At 37.6% G+C, this 25,536-nt stretch carries 14 protein-coding genes; 11 read left to right on the forward strand and 3 right to left on the reverse strand.

All coding sequences use genetic code 11. The features are described from left to right. The first annotated feature begins 289 nt into the window (after positions 1-289). The 6 genes from AC0VXV_RS03680 to AC0VXV_RS03705 all read left to right on the forward strand — a co-directional run bounded on the left by AC0VXV_RS03680 (position 290) and on the right by AC0VXV_RS03705 (position 13,259). Positions 290-955 carry an S-layer homology domain-containing protein gene (locus AC0VXV_RS03680; RefSeq protein WP_475530392.1) on the forward strand — a complete coding sequence of 222 codons (666 nt, stop codon included), beginning with the start codon at positions 290-292 and terminating at the stop codon, positions 953-955. Between the two features lie 431 nt (positions 956-1,386). Beyond that, positions 1,387-3,957, forward strand: coding sequence for an S-layer homology domain-containing protein (locus tag AC0VXV_RS03685; protein WP_475530393.1), 2,571 nt, complete (start codon positions 1,387-1,389; stop codon positions 3,955-3,957). Positions 3,958-4,126: 169 nt separating this feature from the next. Next, positions 4,127-8,161, forward strand: a complete 4,035-nt coding sequence (locus tag AC0VXV_RS03690; RefSeq protein WP_475530394.1) for a hypothetical protein — start codon at positions 4,127-4,129, stop codon at positions 8,159-8,161. 253 nt (positions 8,162-8,414) lie between these two features. Beyond that, positions 8,415-9,476, forward strand: coding sequence for a CAP and S-layer homology domain-containing protein (locus tag AC0VXV_RS03695; RefSeq protein WP_475530395.1), 1,062 nt, complete (start codon positions 8,415-8,417; stop codon positions 9,474-9,476). A gap of 284 nt (positions 9,477-9,760) precedes the next feature. Next, a complete protein-coding gene (locus AC0VXV_RS03700) occupies positions 9,761-10,702 on the forward strand; it encodes a C40 family peptidase (RefSeq protein WP_475530396.1) in 942 nt (313 codons plus the stop codon). 580 nt (positions 10,703-11,282) lie between these two features. Next, positions 11,283-13,259, forward strand: coding sequence for an N-acetylmuramoyl-L-alanine amidase (locus AC0VXV_RS03705; protein ID WP_475530397.1), 1,977 nt, complete (start codon positions 11,283-11,285; stop codon positions 13,257-13,259). A 210-nt stretch (positions 13,260-13,469) separates the two neighbouring features. Here AC0VXV_RS03705 and AC0VXV_RS03710 read toward each other — a convergent pair whose 3' ends face one another. Then, positions 13,470-15,479: an S-layer homology domain-containing protein gene (locus AC0VXV_RS03710; RefSeq protein WP_475530398.1), complete on the reverse strand. Its 2,010-nt coding sequence runs from the start codon at positions 15,477-15,479 to the stop codon at positions 13,470-13,472. Between the two features lie 319 nt (positions 15,480-15,798). Further along, positions 15,799-16,062 carry a multidrug ABC transporter ATPase gene (locus AC0VXV_RS03715; protein ID WP_251689799.1) on the reverse strand — a complete coding sequence of 88 codons (264 nt, stop codon included), beginning with the start codon at positions 16,060-16,062 and terminating at the stop codon, positions 15,799-15,801. A 163-nt stretch (positions 16,063-16,225) separates the two neighbouring features. Here AC0VXV_RS03715 and AC0VXV_RS03720 point away from each other — a divergent pair, with 163 nt between their 5' ends. The 3 genes from AC0VXV_RS03720 to AC0VXV_RS03730 all read left to right on the forward strand — a co-directional run bounded on the left by AC0VXV_RS03720 (position 16,226) and on the right by AC0VXV_RS03730 (position 21,111). Further along, on the forward strand, positions 16,226-16,696 hold the full coding sequence (locus tag AC0VXV_RS03720) for a hypothetical protein (RefSeq protein ID WP_475530399.1): 471 nt from the start codon (positions 16,226-16,228) through the stop codon (positions 16,694-16,696). Positions 16,697-16,922: 226 nt separating this feature from the next. Then, complete coding sequence (locus AC0VXV_RS03725; RefSeq protein ID WP_475530400.1) at positions 16,923-18,413, forward strand: O-antigen ligase family protein; 1,491 nt, start codon at positions 16,923-16,925, stop codon at positions 18,411-18,413. Positions 18,414-18,837: 424 nt separating this feature from the next. Next, positions 18,838-21,111: an S-layer homology domain-containing protein gene (locus AC0VXV_RS03730; protein WP_475530401.1), complete on the forward strand. Its 2,274-nt coding sequence runs from the start codon at positions 18,838-18,840 to the stop codon at positions 21,109-21,111. A gap of 755 nt (positions 21,112-21,866) precedes the next feature. On the opposite strand, the gene AC0VXV_RS03735 is transcribed toward AC0VXV_RS03730, so the two are convergent. Beyond that, positions 21,867-22,766 carry a nuclease-related domain-containing protein gene (locus AC0VXV_RS03735; protein WP_475530402.1) on the reverse strand — a complete coding sequence of 300 codons (900 nt, stop codon included), beginning with the start codon at positions 22,764-22,766 and terminating at the stop codon, positions 21,867-21,869. Positions 22,767-23,290: 524 nt separating this feature from the next. On the opposite strand from AC0VXV_RS03735, the gene AC0VXV_RS03740 reads away from it, so the two are divergent. Next, positions 23,291-24,433, forward strand: coding sequence for a polysaccharide pyruvyl transferase family protein (locus AC0VXV_RS03740; protein WP_475530403.1), 1,143 nt, complete (start codon positions 23,291-23,293; stop codon positions 24,431-24,433). Further along, positions 24,433-25,521 carry a glycosyltransferase gene (locus AC0VXV_RS03745; RefSeq protein ID WP_475530404.1) on the forward strand — a complete coding sequence of 363 codons (1,089 nt, stop codon included), beginning with the start codon at positions 24,433-24,435 and terminating at the stop codon, positions 25,519-25,521. Before AC0VXV_RS03740 ends, AC0VXV_RS03745 begins: the two co-directional genes overlap by 1 nt. Positions 25,522-25,536: the final 15 nt, after the last annotated feature.

A 25,536-nucleotide genomic window follows, 5' to 3' on the forward strand; every position in this document is an offset into this window, starting at 1 on the left:
GTTGCAGGTAAGGGCATACATGCTAGATTGCGTGTATGCCTTTTTATGATGATTTAGTCTTCTAATAAAAGGCAGATTTTCTGATAATTCTGCGAGAGTTCTAATAAGGTGCCCGTTTTTTAATAAAAACTTAGTTCTTCTAATAAATGTTCTTCATTTTCAAATATCCATGTTCAAAGTTCTAATAAGTCATTCGGAACTTTTAATAAAGGTGCTGATTGTTCTCTACATAAAATTATAAGTTATTGTATAATTATGCTAACTGGTTTAAGAGGAAGGGTTGAAATAAATGAAGAAGTTTTTCTATGACATCTATGGCTCAATTTTTACTGCGGTACTTGTTATTATTTTAAGTGTTATAGTAAGTGGTCATTCAGTACAGGCATCTACAAATCCATTTACCGATGTAAAAGAAACGAATTCCCATGCAAACGCAATCGTCTCTTTATATAATGAAGGCATTATTACAGGTGTGACGAGTAAAACTTATGAGCCAGGTAAATCGGCAACACGTGGGGATGCGGCATTATATTTAGCGAATGCATTAAATCTGCAAAATAGTACTGCACCAAATCCAGGTTTTAAAGACGTTCCGACATCAAGCAAATATTATAAAGCTATCGCTGCATTAAATAAAGCAGGTGTTGTGAACGGTTATGACGATGAATTCCGTCCAAACGCAACATTGACACGTTCCCAGTTAGCGAAAATGGTAACGATCGGTTTTGAATTACAGCAATCTACTACGACAAAGACGAAATTTACCGATGTCAATAAATTAACGGATACTGCAACGAAGAAATACATTCAAACATTAGTAGATTACGGAATTACAAAAGGTACGACAGCTACTACATTCAGCCCGAATATAAAATTGACACGCGCCCAGTTAGCGACATTTTTATTTAATGCGATTGAAGCTTCAAATGACTTTATCGTTATTGGTATAGAATAAGGAAGCTTTTTGGCAATGCACTTGAGTTTTATTTAAGCTCAAGTGTTTTTTTTTTTGGGGGAAAATGGGTAAAGTAGATACTCTCCGCTCGAAAGTGGAATCCGTAAACTTATTAGCCATTTACCTGAAGAAAGTAGAACCTTTGTTCTGAAAAGTAGAACGAATCATGAGGAAAGTAGAACTTCAGAAGAGAAAAGTAGAAAATCTCCGCCCGAAAGTAGAACCCGCCCCCGATCGCTAACAGACCCCCCTACTCCAATAAAGAAATCCCTAGCAAAGGTAGCGAGAATTTCCATCGTATCTCGACAATTAGCGTGCTACACTTACAATGAATATTATTATTCTATTAAAAGTTGTACATTTCAGTGAAATATATGGCGATATTCGGTATAATTTATACGTTATTGAAATAAAAGGAGGGAATCTGTCGAATGTTGAAAATAAAATCAGCACTGTTAGCCTCGCTACTATTTTTATCCACAGCGCTACCAACCGCAACGTATGCAAATGTACAAGGCACAGTTGAAGCTGAAAATCCAACAGTACAAAATTCAACCACTACTACGACTCAAACTACGGATTCCGGTAATAATCCGGTAGTTCAAGAGGAAACGGTTACAGATGAAAAGGAAGCGGAATCTACTTCTGCTGACGAAAATGCTGAACAGACAACAACACCTGCTCAGCCAGAAACACAGACAGAAACATCTCCGGAAAATGAGGAATCAGTAGAGCAAGAGCCAGAGTCTCCTGCAAATACTGAACAGCCTGCAACTGATGCGGAACAAAACGAGTCATCAGAGGAGCCAGCCAAGCAGCCGCTAACAGGTGAGAAATTAACAGTTAAGCAGAAGCTTGCGGATGTACCTGATAGTTTCTGGGCTAAAAATGAAGTAATGCAGCTTGTGGAAATGGGCGTTATCGGTGGTTATCCGGATGCACAGTTCCGTCCTAATTTAAATATTAACCGTGGTCAGGCAGCAAACCTGTTTAAAGGGGCGTTAAAGCTTCCAGACGGTAAGTATCAGAACAAGTTTTCAGACGTAAGTACGAAATCAAGCTTTTTACAAGGTGTATTTTCTACATATGAAGCTGGTATTTTTGGCGGTAAACCAGACGGACGTTTCGGTGTAGCGGATGCATTAACACGTGAACAGATGGCGACGACTTTAGTGCGTGCATTTGATTTGAAAGATACAGGTAAAGAACTGACATTTAAAGACTGGAACAAAATCAGTGAATCACACCGCGAAAATGTTAAAATTTTAGCGCAGCATGGGATTACAACAGGGCGTGAAGATGGTACTTACGATCCGAAAGCAACGGTTAATCGTGTAACGTTCTCGGTCATGCTTCACCGTGCACTTGTTGCAACAAATCAAATTGTGAAAAACGAATATAAAGTACAAGCTGCAGAAGTATCTAGTAATTTTAAAAACAATCGTGAAGAAATGAACTTTGCACAAGTAACATCTGATGCAAACCCGTTATATCTTCGTTCAACAGCTACGATTGTATTTAAAGGAACAACGACTGAAACTTACGGTGTTGCAAAAGATACAGTTTATAATTATGCAGTTGGAAACCAAGGTGCAACAGTAAAAGTAACGGTTCGTGCATTGGAAAACGGCGATGACTTTGTATTTACAACATTGACGAACAAAGGAAAATCAAAGCTGACTGTGGATTTATTCCAGAAAGCAACGAATGTAACGAATTACCGATTGTACCGATATGATCGTTTCCCAATCGAAAAAAATTCGGCTGATGTATTTGGCTTTGACTCGTCATCATACCCGACAGGACTATTACGCATTATGGAGAACGAAAAGCTTGCGACAGATCGTATGGTCGGACAAGCATATCGTTCAAAACAATTAACTCAAAGCTATAAAGATACTGGCGGAACAAGTTATATGCGTGATTTAGAATCTGAGTACGAAGCGTATTCACAAGCATGGCTAGGCGAAGAGCTATTCAGCTACTATACGCTCGTTTCTAACGGGAACGACATTGTTGACACATGGTATATGGATTCAAATGAGCGTTTATTTAAGACAGATGAAAATATGAATGGCTGGATGCTGGAAACCGCGCTTAACTATAAAAAGCGAAACAACTGGTACACAGCAGAAGGTCCTTACAATAAAATGGCGACAACTACGGAGCCTATGCCGAAATCTTACCAAGGTTTCGGAAGAAATCTATTGTTGGTAAAAGAAGACCGTGCACTTGTTTTATTAAAAGAACAGGGCGATCGTTATTTTGCAAACTTAGTGAAAAACTCGTTCATTAACTTGGAAAAGTTTAAAGGTGATGCACCTTATTGGAAAACAGAAGTAACAAGTACGTATTTGAAAAACTTATTTGGCATTACAGCACCATTTATCGATACACGATTCAATGAGCAAATCGCATTGTTCTACTATAATTCTGGTGCAGAGTTTAATATGCCGAACTATAAAGAACCTTTACGTAATTATGCAGATTTATTAGTATCGCGTAAACAGGCTGGACATGTTATTAATGTCGATAAAGATGCTTACTATATTTCAGATTATTTCCCGGTGAATCAGCAGGTGACAACGCATGCATCGATGAACCATGTACTTGGTGGCATGAATGTTTTGTTATTGGCATATAAAGAATTCCAAGACCCTAAATATTTGGAAGCGGCGACAGCAGTGAGCCGTGCGCTGCAAATCGAAAAGAACAAGTGGATTCGTTCAAACGGAGATATTTGGTACCGTGTAAATCCAAAAGGTGAATTTGCGGGTGATGATTATCTGCATTTAACACTTGAAGACTTAATTAACTCCTATAAAAACTGGAAAGATGTAGATCCATCACAGTTACCAGTATTTGAAGAAATGCTGATTTCGAAAGCAAATTATTTATCGAAAAACCGATTAGGTCACACAATCAAAATCAAAAATGGCCTTGAGGAAATCGGCATGTCCGAGTATTTACCAGAAGGCAAATTATATACAGACGCATTATAATGAGCAAAGCTGTCTAGAAAGTGTAAAAACTTTTTAGGCAGTTTTTTATTGGAAATCAACCATTTGAAAAGGTAATAGAAATAAGATTACTAACAACCTGTTAAAATATGCCGATAATCAACTTAGGATTATATACAGAAGCACTACCCAGGAAGGAAGGGATAAAACGATGAAGAAGAATTTAAAGGTTGGTTTGATGGCGGGGCTTTTGATTACTCCGGCAATCATCGCGCAAGCTGGAGAGGCAGAAGCGAGTGAAACAACGACTCCGTTTAATGTCGTAGCTTCAGTTACTGCAGAAGGGTTATTGAACAGTTTTAAAGCAGCCAATGAAGAGTCCACAAGTACGACATTAACTCAGGAAAGAACAATTTATAATACATATAAAGATGATGAAATATTTGCGGATATTATGCCGCTGATAAATGCTAAACTGACATATTTAGAAAAATACATGCAACTTAAGCAGGAAGCAGCACAAGTAAAAAGTTTAATTTCAAAGTTAACGAATACAAACAAAAGCTTGGTTGCCGACAGACAAGCAGCACTGGAGGCACTTGAAAATCTAAATGTAAATTTGGAGAATGCCGGCAGTGAGTTGAGCAGTGCTGTAAACGGTAATGCAGGTACGTTCCTGGAAACTTTACTGTATTACGATGAAAATGGTCAAACGGATTTCATTAACAAATATGTTACAGCAGCATCTTTAAGTCATCTGCAGTCTTTTGAAGACCAAACGACAGTCATTGAGCAATTTATTGAAAATTACATTAGTCCGGTCACGACATTAACCGCTCAGGAGTCATTTAGTAAGGAAGGCTTTATTAGCGCTGTAGCTAACGCACGTACTGCATTTAATGACATAACAGATGTTGCATTTAAAAATGTATTGAAAGTTCAACTAGTAGAAAGTAATACAGGGATTGAACAATTTATAAAAAATGCAGAAGCTGATATTAAAAAGGCACAAACGGTTGAAGATAAAATTAAAGATTTAGTAGAAAACCCGCCAACTGCCACAACATTTAATTCAAAAATAAATGGACTTGTTAAAGAATATGGACAATTAACAGATATTCAAAAAAAACTGGTACCAAACGCGGATGAATTAAAACCATATGAAAATGTATTAAACGTAGTAAATGAAATTACTAGAATTTCTAAGTTACCGGCAAATACTGAAGAATTCCGTGAAGAGGCGGGAAATGTAGAGAAACTATATAATGCCCTCGATCCTTTGGATACACGATTTGTAGTGAATTATGACAAATTACTAGAAATGCAAGCGGCAATTGAAAATGCAAAAAAAGTTGAAACAGAAATAGTAAAGATTGATTCAGCAAAATATGAAGTGAAAAGCTCAATCGTTGCAGATGCAAGAGCAGCGTATAATGCATTACCAACAACTGAGCGCAAATATGTTTTAAAAGAATTATTGGATCTCCTTACATCATGGGAAAAATCAACGGCAACCGCGGCAACGATCAATAAACAAATCGATGCGATCAAAACAGATGTATTTGCGAATCTGAATGATGAAAAGCTGACAGACACGAAAAAGCGCTCAACTGTCACTTCATTTATTACAAAGGTGCGTACTGCGGAATCTTCGTATGCCAAAATTAATGAGCGGGAGCTTGTCCAAAATCGTGCTCGTCTTGAAGCATTAATCCCGGTAACAAAAATTGCTGATCAAGTAGTGAATTTAAACGTCACGAGCACTACTTATGCAGAGGATTTAGTATCAGCGGAAAATAAGTTAAACGAATGGGATTCATTAAAAGAAGCGATTCCTCCAAAGGAAGCAGTAAATGTCGAAAAGCTTCATCAATTTTTAACGTCCTATTTGCGATTACAAAAAGAGGAATATTCTATCGCGGCAAAATTGGATTCTGATATTCTTGTCTTCCAAAGTGCTGAATTAGTTGATTTGCAGCAAATCGATGCAGCTCGTGAAAAATATAATTCTTTATCTGCAAACGGCAAGCGGTTAGTCAAAAATATTAAAGTATTAACAGAGATTGAAAAGGCGAACAAGACAGTATTAAATACAATTCAGGCAATCAGCAAAATTGATGTAATGGCAAAAGATTTCACACGTAAAACGACTGCAGCCGAAACTTCCTTCAACAAACTGGCAGAGCCTATGCAAGGGCTTGTCTACAATAGAAATAAACTAGTTGAGCTGTTGCCGTTCGCAAAGCTGATGCTGGAAATTGATGCAATCCGCCCGACGACAGCAGAATTTAAAGTTAATCTATCAAAAGTGCAAAATGATTTTGAAAATATTTTAAAGGACTATACTGCTCCTGAAGAACCAATTACGGATTTAGAAAATATTCAATTAAGGCTATTTACCGAATACGGAAAAAAATTAACGGTCTATGAAGTGATTGTTTCAGATTCATTTTCAATGGAAAGCCGAATCGATGCACTGCGAACGAAATCCGGTGAAGCATTCATCGCCGATTTAGCGGAAGTATCGGCAGCTTACAAAAAACTGGATTCTGCAACGAAACGCAATGTCGGGAATGCCAAAGTTTTAACGGAATTAGAGCGGGACTATAAAGCATCACTGAAAGTAATCGATTTTATTGAAAAATTGCCTGTGCATACAGACCGTAATTATCCATCAAAAGTAGCGGCAGCCCAAAAAGCGTATGACCGGCTCACAGATAAGCAAAAGCAAGATGTCTATAACTATAGCTCGAAGCTGGGCAATATTATAAACGTGGCGGATTTAATTAACCGTATTGAAAAACTGCGTGTCGGTTCAAAAACATATGAAGCGGATGTTACGGCAATTCGTGCGGAATTTGCAGCGTTGACTGCTGCGGAACAAGAACTCGTGCATAATATTACGAAACTTGCAGCTGCAGAACAAGGTGTTTCCGATGCCAAGCAAGTAATCGCACTTATTGATGCAGCGGTTCCTATGACAGAGAATTATATCCAAAAACTAGTCGATGCGCGAAACAGCTATGATAGTCTGGCTAAATCAGATCAGCGTTTAGTAACGAACTATAAAGACTTGACGACTCGCGAACGCGGTGTAAAACCGGTATTAAAACTGGATAATGATATTTTAGCGTTGGATCCATCGAATGCACGTACATTTATTACTAAATTTAAATCAGCGGAGAAAGCCTATGATAAACTAACGATGTCTGAACGCGCACTGCTCATCAACAGCGAAAAGTTATTAGGAGATCTTACAACAATTTATAAGGTAGTAAATGCAATCAATTCAATTAAGCCCTCAAGTAAAACATTCGTAGAAGAGACGGCAGCAGCGAGAGCATTATATAACGAACTGCCGGCTGAGTTAGCAGCACAAGTATCGAATTTACCGACATTGCAGGAACATGAATTGAATGTGGAGGGCGGCGCAAAGGTAGATGCGATGATTCGTGCATTAAATGCAGTACCGGCAAATGAATTTATCGCTAAAATAAAGGAAGCGCGTGAAGCCTATAAATCATTAACCTCGGCCAACAAAAAAGGCGTGACACTTGAATTTGAATTAAAAGAGCAGGAAAAATACATTAAACCAATCGAAGCGGCAATTACAGCAATTGATGGCTTAAGCAATCCAAGAAATGATTTGAGCCGTCAATTCAATACAGTCAATAATGCATTAAAAAAATTGGATGAAAAACAAAAAGAGTACGTAACGAATATGGACCAATATTCGAACTTGTCCAATGTAATCCATGTCTATACACTGATTGCCGGACTGAAGCCAAGCGACAAGTATTATCAAGGGAATATGGAAGCCGCAAAGCTGGCATATGACAAGTTGTCGGAAGAAGAAAAGCTGAAGGTTACAAACTATTACAAATTACAAGAGGCTGTTCTTGATATGACGGAAGTCCAAAAGGTAACGTCAATCATCGCCTCATTGAATTCTTCTTCAAGCAGTTTTGATACAGATGTTACGAATGCAGTAGCGGCATATAAGGCACTTCCTTCCGGGTCTAAGCGCCAAGTGCTGAACTACTCTGTACTTCAGCAAGCCGAAAAAGATTTAAAAGCTGCGGAGCGTGTCATGAAGCAAATAGAGGATCTGGATCCATCTTTAAGAACGTATGCTTCAAGAGCGAAGTCTGCGAAAACTGCTTATGAACGCCTAACAATTGACCAAAAATCTTTAGTGAAAAATTACAATAAACTCCAGGCCGCTATTTTTGAATTAGGCTTGTAATTTTATTGGAAATGCTATATTTTAATTACTGTACCCCAAAAGGTAGAATGGAAAATCTGCCTTTTGGGGTATTTTTTAGTGTAAACTTAGGTTAAAGCGAGACGCCTAATTATAGAAAATAAGAAAGATTTCTGTCGAATTTGGCATGAAATTTCTATTTCGTGGCTTTTAAGTCAGTTGTAAAGTTTTCTATTAAGAGAAAAGTAATTAATACATTGTATAATAATAGTTATGGACTGATAGGGGGGGTTTGATGAAACGGGTTTTAATTATGGGGTCCATCATTGCGTGTTTATTACATGCACCATCTTCTGATGCATATGCAAAAACGTCTCCAACTTTCACTGATGTGAAAAGTACGTATTGGGCAGCACCTGTAATATATGAGCTAGTTGAAAAAGGGTTTATGGAAGGCTATACAGACGGTACATTCAAACCGAACAGTACGACGACTCGTGCTGAGGCGGCAAGTATTATTGCAAGAACGATGGGCATTCCTCTCGCGACTGAATTTGTTCCGGAATTTACGGATGTTCCTGCAAATCACCGTTATTATAAAGAGATTTGTAAACTTGCAGAATTGGGGATTATTCAAAACACTAGTGAGTTTCATCCTGAAGCCCCTTTAAAGCGTGCACATATATCAAAAATGATCGCTCTTGCCTATGAGGTTGAAGTTGATGAGAAAAATAAGACATCATTTAAGGATCTGCCTAAAAACTATTGGGCAAAAGATTATATTGAATCATTGGCAGATGTGGAAATTGTAAAAGGAAAGACTGCTAAAACTTTTGAACCGAATGAGTTTGTTACACGAGCTCATGTCGCTGCACTGACAATACGCGGAATGGAGTTTAAGGAAAAGATTAATAATCTGGAAGTAGTATATGACTTTTTACAAAAAGATTATATTGATACAGTGAATCATCATAAACAATGGGAGAAAAAAATATTGGAGCTTGTTAACAAAGAACGGGCTGCTAAAGGACTTTCACCACTTATGCAAGATAAGAAGTTAACACAGATCGCCATTATTAAAGTGAAGGATATGCTAAAACGCAATTACTTCGAGCATAATTCGCCTTTTTACGGCAACCCGTGGGATTTAGCGACGTTATTCGATTATGAGTATACAAGCTATGGAGAAAATTTAGCCCGAAACTTCGAGTCACCGGAAACAACGGTAAAGGCTTGGATGGCTTCACCAAAACATCGTGATAATATTTTAAAAGAAGTATATACACATATGGGCATTGGCATTGAGCAATCTAAAAATGGGAAATATTATGTAGTTCAACATTTTTCTAGTAAATGAAATGGTAAATACTAGTACCTTACATTACAGTAATGTTACAAATTTTATTTCATTAATATAAATATTCTACAAAAAACACCGAATCTCTGCGTAAATACTGAGATTCGGTGTTTTCTGTTTTTATATCAAAATACTAGAAACTGTTACACAAGTGAAAAATAATATCACAAATATATATGTTACCCTGTTATTAGGTTAAATAAACATGAACAAACAAGTTTTACGTTATGTTATACCTCGAATATTCATCGCGAGGCCTATTTTGAAGGGAGTTCCATTTTAAAGTGAAAAAGAAAATCTTATTACCGATCTTTGCAACTTTCATGATTTTTTCAGGTGTAGGGATGGGTTCAAATAATACAGCACAAGCAGCATCAGTTTCAGAATTAACAGCAACAGCTTCTAAATATATCGGTGTACCATACGTTTATGGAGGAACAACAGCAAGCGGATTAGATTGCTCTGGATTTACTCAATTAGTATTCAAGCAATTAGGCTTTGACTTAAACCGTACAGCAGCTGCTCAATATAAACAAGGTAGTGCCGTTTCAAAATCAGATTTACAACCAGGCGATTTAGTATTCTTTAATACAACTGGTAAAACCGCTTCTCACGTTGGTATCTCATTAGGAGGAAATAAATTCGTTCACGCTGGTACAAGCACAGGCGTTACTGAAGCAAGTTTAACTTCTTCTTACTGGGCGAAGCGTTATAACGGAGCAAAACGTGTAGCAAGCTTTGGAGAAAGTAAAAAAGTAGTTGCAGCAGTTTCTTCAGTTGAAAAAGAGGAAGTAAAAGATTCAGCAATCGATTTCACGGTTTATGCATCACGTGGTGAAGTAGCAATTCAATTAGCAAAAACATTAGATTTAGATACATCTGATACAAATTCACCATTCACAGATATTAAATCATCATCAAAATATGCAGGTGCAGCAACTGCACTATATAAATTAGGCGTTTTCACTGGTGACGAAGGTAAATTCAATCCAGCTTCACCATTAACACGTGCTCAAATGGCAAAAGTATTAGTAAAAGCATTTGACTTAAAAATGAAGCAGGATACTTTAAACTTCACAGATGTACCAACATCTCACTGGGCACATAACGACATCTCGATCTTAGCATCGAACGGCATCACAGTAGGTAAAGGTGACGGCACATTCGGTACAAACGACAACGTTATGTTAAAACATTTAACAGCTTTCATTAACCGTTTACAATAATAAGATTGGCAATACCAATACTTAATGAATAAAAATTAGTAACTTCTACATATCTCAATAGATATCCACCTTGCAGGGAAGTACTTACTAATAGTATTAGAAACACAGACAAATTTCGTCTGTGTTTCTTTTTTATGGCGGAGGGCTTTATTAGCAGTTTACGGAGAGAAAGTAGAAATTTTTACGTCAAAAGTAGAAAGATTACTAGAGAAGGTGGAAGTTTTAGCTCAAAATGTGGAACAGTTCACACCTAAAGTAGAATGCGCCGATTTTATTAGAAGTTCTTTGAATGAAAGTGGAAACTTTTCTTCCTAAAGTAGAACGCTTGGATAGAAAGTGGAAATTTTTGCTGCCAATGTAGAACAGTTAAGGTAGAAAGTAGAACACACCAACTTTATTAGTCGATCGTGAAAACAGGACCTCACTTTAACCTAATTTGAAACGCTCATTTCATAATGAAAAATACCACTTTCTATTTTCTATAAACTAGAAAAATATTAAATTTCTTGCTTTGTACATATTAATTTTATGAATAATTTGGTAAAATGGGAACTATCTAATAGAGGGGAGGATTTTAACATTGTCTTTGCGCAATCTTGTCGTGACGGTGACAATCATCTTCATGGTAATGTTCCAATTGAATACGGCATATGCTAGTACAAGCTTTGCCGATGTCCCTTCTTTAAACGGGGCGTATAATGAAATAAACTATTTAGTAAATGCAGGTGTCATAAAAGGGTATACGGAAAATGGTAAAACTCTTTATAAACCGAATGCCCATGTAACCCGTGGACAAGCTGCTAAAATGGTCGTTGTTGCAACAAATAACAAGCCTTTAACTGTAAAAACGTCTTCTTTTTCTGATGTTACATTGGGAACTGAGCTTTCAGGCTATGTAGAAAGTGCGTTGGAATTAGGGTTTTTCTCTGAACAATCCAAAGGGAAATTTGCTCCGAATACTCCTTTAACACGTGAAGAAATGAGTAAAGTGCTGGCCATTGCATTTAAATTAAACACAGCTCAAACAGAAAAGCTGGAAATTCCTTTTAAAGATATTAAACCGACGTATGGCTACTATCCATACATCGCGGCGATTTACTTTAACGGAATTACAGTGGAGGGCGAAAAATATAATCCGAAAAATTCAGTAACACGTGCGCAGTTCGCTTCATTTATCGCTCGTGCCTCTTCTGAAAAGTATCGTTTACCATTGCCAGTACAAGGGGTGAACGTACCGGATGTTTCGACAGCAATTGCTTCTGTTAAAGCAAATGTAAATAATTTAAATGTCCGCACATCTGCATCTTCTTCAAATGCATCGAATATTTTGGCGAAAGTAAATACAGGAGCAGCGTTTGCAGTATTTGAAATCCAGAAGGACGGTTGGCTGAAGGTTTCACATGAAGGACGCTATGCCTATGTTTATAAGGATTATGTAGATTTTATAGATGAAACAGGCAAGCAGCTTAATAAAGTACAAAAGCATGTTTACGCATTGGGCAACATTCAAGCATATGAAAAGCGTGATGTCGCTTCAAATAGCGTAAGCCCGATTGCTGCAAAAGAAAAAATTGCTGTTTATAATACGATTGGCAATTGGTATGTCACGTTAATAAATGGTTTACCTGCCTATGTACGAGTTTCTCAAACCGAGGAATCGTTGCAGACTGAACCAGTTGCTCCTCCAGCAGTAGAACCGGAAAAACCGGTAGTAGAAGAGGAAAATAATGTACCGAACCCTCCTGCTGAAAATAACGGAGAAAACGAACAACCAGTTACTCCGCCGCAACAGCTATTGACGAATACGGTAGGGAAAGCGACAGTTGATGCTTTGCAGATTCGTGAGTCGGCTTCAGGTACTTCACGTTCGCTTGGTCAAATTAAGCGAGGAACATTAGTGGAAGTCCATTCGGTATCCGGAAGCTGGGCTAAAATAACATATAACGGCATTAACGGTTATATTAATAAAACATATTTACAACTTATTAATCAAAAAGGACCTGCTGTAAAAGGTCGTATTATTGTACTTGATCCAGGTCATGGCGGTAAAGACCCGGGTGCTGTTAAAAGTAATGCACGTGAAAAGGAAATCGTTCTAAAAGTTGCGAATCTAGTAAAGCAAAAGCTTGAAAAAGATGGTGCAATAGTAAAAATGACGCGTTCTGGTGATACATATCCTAGCTTAGAGGATCGTGTTCGATACGCTAAAAATGAGAACGGTGAAATTTTTATTAGTCTTCATGCAAATGCAGCAGCAAAGGAAGCAGCAAATGGAACGGAAACATTCTACAGTGTTACTTCCAATGCAAATGAAAAAGAAGATTTAGCGTTGGCAACAGCCATTAATAATGAAATCGTTAAAAACGCAAAAATGTACAACCGTGGTGTAAAGCGCGCAGACTATGTTGTCATTAAAGGAAACGTGATGCCTGCTGTTTTAGTGGAACTCGGTTTCATTACTAACAATGCAGATAGAGAAAAGCTTGTATCTGACGAGTATGTCGAGATTTTTGCCCAGTCTATTTACAACGGCATTGTGCAATATTATACGAAATAATTGACTGAGTAGCTTCTTAATTGAGGGGCTACTCTGTTTTTTTCTTATTAATGATTTCTAATATCTTCAGCAGAAGTTCCCCCGAAGTTCAAAAATCCTATCCCATCCTTCTAATACCCTATCTAACCATTCTTATAAACTGGGACTCTTAAAACCCTTGCCCCAACTACAAAAAAACCAGCACTTCCGTAAGAAGTACTGGATTAAAAATTAATTTCCTGGAATTAATTGAACTAAATCAGAGCGTACCCAACCGTATTTTGCAGGAGGGTTATTGTCTGACATAATTTTGTACCATACATAGCCGTCCGTACCCTTCGTTTCTTCAACGATTGAGACAGGATAGCCGAACACGCCTGTTTCGCCTACATATTTCGCTTTATAAGTGAAGTGAACTGGCGATGATGTTGATGGTTCATTGCGAACATTTACTAAATGACCATTTTCATATGATACGAATGCTAATTTTGCTTGCTTATAATCTTTTTTACCGAAACGGTTGTCCATACGGTACATATGGCCGGCAATTTTACTGCCCCAGAATGGATCCGATGCATAGTGCACATTCATGCCGGCTGTTTTATTACCCGGGGCTGCACCTTTTGCATAACCACCTGATTGAGGCGCGTAATTCAAGTTGACATAGCGGTTAATAAAGGCAAGGACACTATCGTCACGAGATTTATAAACTTCGCCTAATGTAGGGTCTGTATCAAATACTTTAATACCGAAAATATTATTTTTTGTTAAGGCATTTTTACTTACACCGTAATCACCTTCGTGCATTGCTGCAGCTAAAATGAATAAGGCATTGACATTATATTGTGATTCCACCTGCTTTAAAAATTTTCCCATCCCGATTAAACGAGATTCAACTGTTGCTTTTGCATATTGAGGGGAAGTTTTAATTGCCTGACGCTCTGTTAATAATGTCATAATCATATTGTCCAGTTCATCAGCTGTATAGTTAGATGGCTGACGAATCGACTGGAATTGGAAGTATGGATAATGTGTTCCTACTTTTTTCGTTAATAGAACGTCAGAGTAGAAGTTTACACCATCTTGGCTATAGTATTGACCGCCGCGCTGCATAAATGCCGGTGCTTCACTCACTACATAATCCCAATTATATTTTTGTGTAATATGGTTGTACGTACGATGTGTTAAATACCCACCATCAACAAAATAGTAGTCTTGTCCTTTAATTAAGCTTGTTGGTGTTAATGTAACTTCATCAATTTTCGCATAGCCTTTTGTATCAGCTAATTGAACGATTGCATACTGATCACTGCTTCCGATGTATTTAAACTGAGAGCCTTCTACAGCATATGATAACGACTTCGTGAAGTTTTTATCTGAATAGATTGTGACAGTGTTTGCTTTCGTATCAGCTGCTGAAGCGATACCAGAAGACATTTTAATGATTTTGTCACCTTTGATAATCAAGTTTGAGCCAGAACTTTTTAATGCCGATTCTGCTTGTTCGTAGTTAAAGTAAACAGTAGAGTTTTTTATAATTACTCCATTTGAAATTTTACCGACATAGTAAACATTTGGATTCGGAGCAGGCGTTTCAGTAGGTTCTTCACCTTCATTCAAAGCAAATGTTTCGATTGTTGTTTGCATACGGAATAAAAATGCTGCGGCATGCGCGATTGTCGCATTGCCTTGAGGTTCAAAAAATACCCCATTTTTCGTATGCGATCCACGGATAATATTGTAGTAAACGTTTGTAGCTACAGCCGGTTTGAACTGATCGCTAATTTTGTTGTTATCCTTAAAAGTTAGTGGCTGTCCTTCCAACGGCACGTTTGAATAGCGCAATGCTTTTTCCAAAAGTGCTGCCATATGCTGGCGCGTAATCTTTTCGTTCGGACGGAATGTGCCATCAGGATAACCGCTTAAAATGTTTGATCCGGCAGCTGCCTGGATTTCACGTGTCAGTTCATTACCAGCTTTTAAGTCTTTAAAAGTGTATGTAGACGAATCTGGTAATTTAAGTGCGCGGGTAATATAAGAAGCAAATTCTCCACGTGTAACGGCACGGTTAGGATTGAAATTTCCTTTGCTGTCTGGTCGGATGACATTTTGATTAGACCAATATGTTAATTCATTTACCATTTGATGGCCTTTTATATCATTTGCATGAGATGTTGATTGTGTTGTGAAAGACAGAGCAACGACTAATGCGAATGCTAGTCCAACTATTTTTTTAAACACAGATTCACGCTCCTTTCCTATATGATGATATTTTACCAATATATGAGCGAGAATCATAGATGAATCCTAATACTTTGACGTTTGTAATATAAATGTAATTAAAAAGTCCTTTGAAAACTAGATTAAAGATAGGGAAAAAAGAGCTCTGTAATAAAAGAGTTGAAGCTATAAAAAAGAGTGAGCCCAATTGAAGCTCAGAAAAAATTTAATGTGAAAAATAGGTGGGGGTCTTACGATTGAGGGATAGAAATGAATGATAAGGAGCATCTTAAAAAAGTTGGTATTTTATCTTTGTATTTAATAGGAAATCGAATAAGAATTATAAATTTAATGCTTTCGATATTTTTTTTACTTCTTTCGTTAAGTAATGAAGTTGTTCATGAACTTCCTGGAGATCCACGTTATTTTGGCTGTAATTACTGGCCTGCTGTTGTGCTTCCTGCAATGCAAGAGCGGACGCAAATGTTGAAATCCCTTCCGCTAACGTAGCTAATAAACCGGCCAACACCTCGAGTGAAGCGGCTTGAATTAATGGATTGTTATCGATTGGCGGTTCATTATTTTTTTTACGGTTATTTTGCAATACTACGACCTCCAAAATAGTGATGTATATATTTTATGGTTTTGAGGAGTAATTATGAATGGCTAGGTGGAATTTATTCCGGGAATTTTTAAATCTCTCTAATCTATTTAATGGTAAAAACTAGGAATATATAGATGAGGGAGGTTAAGGGGGACTTTTGAAAATGAATAAGGCTTTTGAAATCATTAAATATATTATGGATACAGCACTTTTCCTTATTTTAAGATTTTATACAGCACTTTTTTGCTTCATATTCCACTTAGGATGGGCTGTAGATAACATTACCGTTGATACACCGCATGAAGAACATGTGACTATACCTTTCCAAGATTATATTGTGTACATTTTATTAGGTAGTTTTATATTAAGTGTTTATATTTACAATTTGTTCGGAAACCAAATCTACAAAAAAATAAAAATTGGTATACTTACTTTCATATTGGTTTTATCAATGCTGCTCAGTACAATCGAGCTGTTTTCAATGTTAATTCTATTTAGAACGATGCCAGTAGAATTTTATATTTCTCAACTTACTATGTTTATTTTTCCTTTCTTATTGATGATGGTTATAATCAAAAACCATCGGGAGTTATTTAAGTGGAAAAGTAAGGGGTTCTCGAAAATAAGGATTTGAAGAGAGGCAAACATTGTGTCTCTTTTTTTAATGTCCAAATAGGATTCCTATTTTTTTAGGACCGAAAAACCATTGATCTGACAATTATTCTAGTAATTTAGGGTGTGTTTTATACTCTCATTGAATTATAATTGTAACCATATTATACTTAAGTTCGTCTTAATCCACATGAGCAAAACTCATCTAAAAATAGAGAACTTCATATAGGAAAGGGTTTGGGACATCTATGAATGACATTTCTGTCAAAATGAATAAAAAAGAGTGGTTCGAAATATTTGGGGCTATTCTTGTACTTGTGGCGGCCATACTGCTTCCGCCTTCGATAGCGCAAATTAGTACAGCTATTTTCTTTGTACTCTTCGCATTTTTTAAGCCATTTCAAAGTTTAATAATTTTAGTACCGTACGTTATTTTCCGTACATTCTTTATTGAACTGAACCCTGGTCTTAAACTCATCGGCGATTTAATTACGATCGTCGTATTGCTGCGTTTATTTTTACTAAATACGAAGAAATTTAAAACTTGGTTTCATTTCAAACCATTTGAATACTTCTTCTTCGCCTTTTTAATCTTCGGTGCAATCATTGGATACAAAAACGGTGTATCACTTGGTGCGATTGTCTTTCAATTACGTACGTTCGGCGTTATGTATTTACTGTATTACATATTAAGCCGCAGTGAATTGCCGAAAAACTTCCTTGTGAAATTGGCATGGGTTACGGTATTTTCAGGTGCCGTTATTTTCATTCAAGGGATTGTCGAAAAACTGTCGATGCGCCAGTTATTAATGCCGGAAGTATGGACGGAAAAAATACTTTCTTCAACAAACTTCGTGCGTGTCTACGGTATGCTGAACAATCCTAACTCATTGGCATTAGTCATGTTCTTTGCCATTGCCGCAGTATTTTTCCTACGATGGGCATATAAAAACAATGAATTTAAATGGACGTTCCGAATTGCACAGGTCGCTTTCTTTGGAATGCTGTTATTGACACTTTCACGTGGTACTTGGATTTCCGCTTTCGTGCTTGTCTTATTCATTATGCTGCTATCACGTAATTGGCAGTTATTGAAGAGAATTGCCGTTTCATTTGTTGTAGCAATCGCGCTTATTTATTTCCCTGTAAACTGGGGAGTATCGTTTTTACAAAACTTAGGTGTGGAAAATACGGTAGCACCAGAGGAAATTTCAGGTGGAATCAGCAATCGCTTCACGGAAACTTTCTCGGACGACACTTTGGAGCTTATGCAGGAAAGTGGTCGTATGTTCTATATTAAAAAAGGATTTGAAGTGCTGAAAGATTATCCGATTACAGGTGCCGGTTTTGGTACATTCGGTGGTTCGGCAACTTTATCATATGACTCACCAATTTATGAGGAGTACGGTATCCGTTCTGATATTTACGGAGGTAAAAACTTCTATTCCGATAACCAATATATCCAGGTTATTGCTGAGACAGGAGCAGTCGGTGTTTTATTGTTTGCTGGCTTCTTACTTGCGATGGTATGGATGTACTGGAAAGAACGTAAAACAGTCTTCGGACAATATTTATTCGGGCTATGGTTCGCAACAGGTGTAGCAGGCTTCTTCTATAATATTTGGGAATTAAAAGTATATGTACTGTTCTACTTTATTCTCTTTGGAATATTTGCGAGTATGCGCACAATGTATCCAATGCTCAAGCTCAGCGATTACGAAAAACAAAAAGCAGAATAGATCAAGGAACTATCTTCTTAGGGGGATAGTTCTTTTTTATAGATTAAAAGTTTGATGAGGTAGATTTATTTAAAAAATTAATTGAATAAAAATGTTTTAGGATTAACAGGAGTTGATTAGAATGGAGGGCGGCAGACTCCAGCGGGAACAGCGCGAGGGAGAGACTAGAGGCTCGATCCGCGCCCGCGGAAAGCGTCCGCCCGTAATGGAAATCAACGGAATAAATTAAAAGTAAGATGAAATCTAACTCAAAAGTATTTGTATTATTCTCTTTTGCAATATGTAATTTTATGTTGCATAAAACGGTTTTTTGTAAAATGTAACAAAAGATTAATAGTCTCTCACGCGAAAATTTGTTAAGGTTAGAGGTAGGACATTAAGAGAGGAAGGTGACTTGCTTCAAGTTAACTAGGAAGCACAAATTATGAAAACAAATAAATCACTATTTATTGCAGTGCTAATGGTGTTTGCACTTATTTTCAGTACACCGCAATTTGCAAGTGCAGCACAATCGACAAATGACTCATACCCGCTTTCAACAGGGGTAACATATTCAAACTATACTCATAAAGGTTCTAAAACAAGTGTAGTTAATCATTTAGAAGTAGATTTAACAGACTCTTTCACAAAGATCGGATTAGGTTTACCAACTCCGGTTAATACGTTAATGACTACAACGCAACATGCGAACAGTCATACGAAGGAAGGAAATCGGGTAGTTGGGGCAATCAACTCTAATTTCTACAATATGGGGGATGGCTATCCTTTATATTTAATTTCTCAATATAATACTATTGTTACACCAAGCGTTATTTCAGATTCAAGTTCGAACTATGTCAGCCAACCGATCGCATTCGGTATTACAAAGGACGGATATGGAGAGATTGCTTACTATAATAGTAAGATTAACGTTACATATAACGGTCAAACGAATGAAGTAAATGGTCTTAATGTAAAGCGCGGAACAGATGAGGCGGTTGTTTATACACCTCAAAATCATAGTTCTATGACGCCGAACAACGGAAAAGGTATGGAGTTTATCGTTGAAACTGGCAATACAATTGGTGCAACGAAATTCGGACAAACTTTAACAGGTAAAGTAACTGCAATCCGCGGTTATGATGATGAAACAAAAACGAAAATTCCGCGTAACGGTTTCGTACTTTCTTTTAACGGATCAGCATGGGGCGATAAATACCGTGGAATTAAAATCGGTGATGAAATTTCAGTAAACTTCGCTATTGATGATCGTTGGATGGATGCGCAGTTTATGATGGCAAGTGGTCCATTGCTAGTATTGGACGGCAAAAAAAATCTGACAATCAATGAATCAAGCTCACGTGCTCGAGAAGTAGCACCACGTACAGCGATTGCAATCAGTAAAGATAAGAAGAAAGTACACTTAATTACAGTGGACGGACGTATTAACTCAAGTGCAGGTATGACGTTACCACAGTTTGCGGATTATCTAGTAAGCCTTGGTTTTGACCGTGCGATTAATTTGGATGGCGGCGGTTCAACAACAATGGGTATTCGTAAATACGGCAGCAACACAGTCGTTTTAGCCAATACACCATCTGGTGGTACGCAACGTCGCGTGTCTGCAATTATTGAAGCGATCAGTACAGCACCAACAACAAATGCACCAAAATATATTCAAGTAAATCGTGATAAAGTAGGTACGCTATTAGTCGGTGCAACAGTAAAACTTACACCAAACTATGTGTTGGACGAATATTACAATCCACTCGCAGTAAATGCAAATGACTTTGTAGTAACACCGCAAAATAATACAGTGACAGTTAACGGCTTAAATTATACAGCTGTAGCGCCTGGCTCTGAACGTTTAACGGTTTCAAATAAAGGCGCATCACAAACAATTAGCTTCAATGTAGTGGATGGACCTGCTGGACTTTCTATTTCAGGAGTATCTGGTCCAATTGAACCAAATGCATCACTTCAATTAAAAGCAAATGTAACAGGATCAAATAATGAAACGCTAATTTATAACGATTCACAAATTAAATGGTCTGTTGATGGAAACATCGGTACAGTATCCAGCTCAGGTCTTTTCAAATCAAATGGTAAAGAAGGCACTGCCCGTGTAACAGCGACATTAGGAACAAAATCTGTTTCAAAAGAAATCGTTGTAAAGGCTGTTGAAAAACCATTATTCAAAGATATCTCTGTAAACAATGTTTATAAAACAGAAATTCAATATTTAGTTGATAATAACTTAATCAATGGGTATCCGGATGGTACATTCAAACCGGATTTAGCATTAAACCGTGGGCAAGCAGCTGTATTGCTAACTCGTGCACTAGGTTTATCGACAAAAGATGTACCAAACCCTGGATTTAGCGATCTATCAACAAAGAGCACTTATTATGGTGCAGTTGCGGCGATTGTACAAGCAGGCATCATGAGCGGTACTGGTGATGGCAAGTACGAACCAGGCAAACCATTAACTCGTGCTCAAATGGCAAAAATCTTAGTTGAAGCATATAAGTTAACGGGTACTACTTCTACGAAATTTAAAGATGTAAGTACAAAGCACTGGGCATACGATTATATTCATACGCTAGCAGCTAATGAAATTACGACAGGTTATGAAGATAATACTTATAAACCAAGTCAAGAAGTATCACGCGTGCACTTCAGCTTATTCCTATACCGCACAATTACTCAAAATAAATAAGAGAGAACCTTTGTAAAGTTGCAGCGAGGAATCGCAACTTTTACAAAGGTTTTTTTATGGAGAAAAGAGGGCTATGGGGAAGAGAGGGGGGAGAGCAAGTGAATTGAAGTTAGTACGGAGAGTTTTAGTGCGTGGTATAGTTTTTTGATGGGGAGAGATGTAAGTATTTGCTTAAAAGCAGAATCGTGTGAGGCTAATTGTCAAGATGTCAGAGAAAGTAGAATTTTGCGCCAATAAAGTAGAACGTTTTCCGGATAAAGTAGATAGTTTCATTCGAAAAGTAGAACTAGTACCGAGTATTCGCCAAGATGTGGTCGAAAGTAGAACGTTTGCCTAAGAAAGTAGAATTTTGCGCCAATAAATTAGAACGTTTTCCGAATAAAGTAGAAAGTTTCATTCGAAAAGTAGAACTAGTACCGGTAGCCGCCGAGATGTGATGGAAAGTAGAACGCTTGTCAGAGAAAGTAGAATTTTGTGGCAAAAAGGTAGAACGTTTTCCGGATAAAGTAGAAAGATTCATTCGAAAAGTATAAATAGTACCGAGTATTCGCCGAGATGTGATAGAAAGTAGAACGCTTGTCTGAGAAAGTAGAATTTTGCGCCAGGAAAGTAGAACGTTGCGTCTGAAAAGTAGAACGGCCTGGGCGGTCAAGTAGAACTCTTCACCCTTAAAGTAGAACATTTCCTGAGTAAAGTAGAAAGTTCCATTCGTTAGTAACTCCTCACCTCCTTTCAGTAATAATTCACACAGAAACCTATCCATTACTCTGATCCAATACATCTTCAGGAATTAAATAATATACACCGCGCCCCTTGCCGAATTGTTGAAAATTCAAGCGCTTCAACAATTTGGATGCAACTGCTTTACAGTCGATTCCGACGAATTCCCTCAGTTCACGATTAGTGATTCGGTCCCCAATTAATACTCGATATTGATGCAAAGCCAAAAAGATTGCCTCTCGATTTTTCTCGCCGCACTGGGGGCAAACCCATGAACCGTGATGATAATACATGACATGCTGAAATTCACACTTTTCGCAGAGTACGCCATTCCGTAAACGATGTCTTTCTATTTTTCTTCTAACGGGAAGCCGGCAAGAGATGGCTAATAGTTTATTTTCCAAATCCACTAAATTAACTTTTGTTTCAGCATAGTTTTCATTTAATTTCTCCAGAAACTTCGGCAAGCCGCTTAAATGAAGAATCGGAGAACCGTTTAAGGACGAATCCAGTTTTGTTCTGATATTAGCATTGACTACAATCGAAAAAACAGGCAGCTGAATTTCCCAGCTTGATAATAAATGCGATACTAGTAACTGATGCCGGTATGCCTGGTCAAACGGATTCGGGAAGTTTTCTATTCTCCCATCCTCGGTTTGGCGGGCAAATTCATGAAATGCGGGTTTATAAAACAACGTACCGGAAATTTGTTTAACTTCGACAACGAGAAGAAATCTCGTCGTTATAATAAGAGCATCGATTTGATGAGAAAAACCTTTTTCATTTATACACTCAAAGTTATAAAAAATCTTAAAAGAATTTTTAAAATGATAATCGGCTAATGTCCGCTGCATTTTTTCTTCGCCCGCCATTCCGGCTTGGACGCGATAATAAGCTTCCTGAAATGAGATAAACTCTTCATCGTCTGCCTCCAATCTAGAAACAAGGGCTTCCAAATAAATAAGTTATTCGGATTTAAGCAAATAATCACCTCTGACTAATAAGCTTCCTGAAATGAAGTAAACAAACTCTTCATCGCTAGCTTCCAATCTACATACGACAGCTTCTAAATACATAAAATTTTCAGATCTATACAATAAACCATTTCTACTCGGGCATTGAGACAAAATCTCTATGACAGCAATGTATACGAAAATTTCAGAGCATGCAAATGACCTCGAAAAGTCATTTTACGCATAAATTCCTTTTCAAAAAGTAAAAATGAAACTAATCTTATATACAAACCGTCTTATTAACGAAAAACTATAAATTTACTTTAATTTTCTTGGTGGGAAATAGTGTGATCTTGCCCTCGGGAATATCGTTTCAAACTGACATTATGCTATACTGAAAATACGAATCATAACGCTGAACACATCTACTTCGGATGTGTTTTTCAAATGAAAATGAAATAAGCCAAGCATACTCAAAACGCTTGATTCAAAGGATGAATGAATAAATGAAAATTGGTATTGTAGGAAATTACGGAAATGATAATAATGGAGACGAGGCGATTTTATTAAGTATTATTCGCCAGCTGCAGAAGGTATTTCAAATAGATACAAAAAATATCACGGTATTTAGTAATAATCCCAAACAAACAGCTGAACGTTATTCTGTGCAAAGTTACCCTTTATACTACAAAAACGGTAATGCCGTGAAAACGTTCATGAAGACATACAAAGAGAATTCTAATGTCGTGAAAAAACTTGATTTTGTTGTAATCGGCGGCGGCGGTATTTTGATGGATCTTTATAAGCGTGAAGCACCGCTATATGGTTCTTATGCGATGATGGCCAAAAATAATAATGTACCGTATGTTGTCTATGGCTGTGGTGCGGGTCCGCTTAACACAGGTCTAGGGAAATGGTTTATCCGCTATATGGCCAAGCATGCACAAAATATTTCAGTGCGTGATCCGCAATCAGAACAGCTGCTTAAAACAATTGGTGTAAAACGTGATGTTCATGTCATTGGGGATCCGGCATTTAGTTTGGAAGTAGACCGTTCAAATTATAGCGGTCAACCAAAATCGGTTGGGGTTACAGCAGTCCCATACTACAATGCTTCATATTGGCCAACCGGCGATGAGGCAAAATACGAAAACTATATTGATGGCATGGCGAAAAACCTGGATCGTTTAATTGAAGAGCACAATGTCGATGTAACATTTTTTGCGACTAAATATCCACAAGATGCTGATGTGACTAAGGATATTCAAGCTAAAATGAAGCATCCGGAAAATACAAAAATTATTGATGAAAACTTGCCGCCGCAACGTATTTTACAAATTACGTCCACATTTGATGTGTTAATCGGTACAAGACTTCATTCATTAATATTGGCAACGGATGCGAAAACACCGATTATCGGTGTGTCTTACCATGTGAAGGTTAATGACTTTTTACAAATGGCAGGGCTTGGGAACTATTCATTACCGATTGATTCGCTCCATGAATCAGACGAGAAGTTTGCAATGCTCTTTAACGATATGGCAGTAGATTGGAACGGTGCACAAAACTTAGCGGCTCGTACAAATGCGTCATTTAAAGAAAAATCAGCATTAGGGGAGCAGCTTTTAAAAGAAGGTGCGAAAAAGTAATGAAAAAAGTATTCGTCATTAGCAATATGTACCCTTCAAAGGAACATTTAGCTTACGGCATTTTCGTTAAAAATCAGGTCGATCAACTGGAACAAGAAGGAATCGAGACAGTGCTCGCGGTTAATACCAATCCCGCGACAGGAAAGAAAAATGTTATTTTGAAATATTTAAAGTGGGCGCAGCAGTTTATGCGCGTTTTCCGTGCAAACAAGCGGAATATTTCGCTAACACATAGCCATTACGTTTTTCCGAGCGGGATGTTCAGCTACTATTTAAAAAAGCGTCATAATATCCCGTATATTGTGACAGCACATGGTGGCGATATTAATAAAATGGCCAAAAAAGGCGGGCAAATCCGTGAGTTTACGGAGAAAATTTTACAGTCTGCAGATCATGTCATTGCAGTAGGGGAAGAGCTTGCTGCAACGATTGAAACAACTTTCCATGTTGAAAACAAGAAAATTTCGGTGATGAGCATGGGGATTGATCGTACGGTTTTCAAAGTACCGGAAGATAAAAAACAACGTGCAAAAGAGTTAGGGATGGACCCTGATAAAGCAAACTTTTTATTCGTAGGCAACATCATACGGGAAAAAGGCGTTACAGAACTTGTGCGTGCATTCAATAAAGTAACGGAATCGCTTCCGGAGCAAGCCGCTCTTTATTGTGTTGGTTCGACAAAAGATAGCAATTTTACTAGTAAAGTAAAAGAGCTGTCAAAGGACAATACAGCGATTCACTTTATCGAACCGATGCCGCAGCAGGAGTTGGCTAGGTATTTCCAAGCGGCAGATGTTTTTGTACTGCCTTCTTATATTGAAGGTCTGGGATTAGTAGCTTTAGAGGCAATGAGCTGCGGCACACCGGTTATTGCATCGGACGTTGGAGGACTGCATTATATGCTGGCGGATGGAGCAGGGGTATTAGTCCCTCCTAAAGACGAGATTTTACTTCAGCTGGCACTTGAAAATGCAGTGAAAGACGGAATCCCAGTGAATGAAGCGCGTGTAGCCGAACTACTTCATACGCATGATGCAAAAAATATTATTGCACGTTTAAAAAAGCTCTACACAACATACGCGAAATAAAGTAATTGTAATTAA

It is taken from the genome of Solibacillus sp. iso_87, assembly GCF_056173085.1.

Coding starts and splice junctions, on each gene's coding strand:
- AC0VXV_RS03685 (WP_475530393.1), top strand. CDS start 1,387: ATGTTGAAAATAAAATCAGCACTGTTAGCCTCGCTACTATTTTTATCC.
- AC0VXV_RS03730 (WP_475530401.1), top strand. CDS start 18,838: ATGAAAACAAATAAATCACTATTTATTGCAGTGCTAATGGTGTTTGCA.
- AC0VXV_RS03690 (WP_475530394.1), top strand. CDS start 4,127: ATGAAGAAGAATTTAAAGGTTGGTTTGATGGCGGGGCTTTTGATTACT.
- AC0VXV_RS03720 (WP_475530399.1), top strand. CDS start 16,226: ATGAATAAGGCTTTTGAAATCATTAAATATATTATGGATACAGCACTT.
- AC0VXV_RS03695 (WP_475530395.1), top strand. CDS start 8,415: ATGAAACGGGTTTTAATTATGGGGTCCATCATTGCGTGTTTATTACAT.
- AC0VXV_RS03725 (WP_475530400.1), top strand. CDS start 16,923: ATGAATGACATTTCTGTCAAAATGAATAAAAAAGAGTGGTTCGAAATA.
- AC0VXV_RS03680 (WP_475530392.1), top strand. CDS start 290: ATGAAGAAGTTTTTCTATGACATCTATGGCTCAATTTTTACTGCGGTA.
- AC0VXV_RS03740 (WP_475530403.1), top strand. CDS start 23,291: ATGAAAATTGGTATTGTAGGAAATTACGGAAATGATAATAATGGAGAC.
- AC0VXV_RS03745 (WP_475530404.1), top strand. CDS start 24,433: ATGAAAAAAGTATTCGTCATTAGCAATATGTACCCTTCAAAGGAACAT.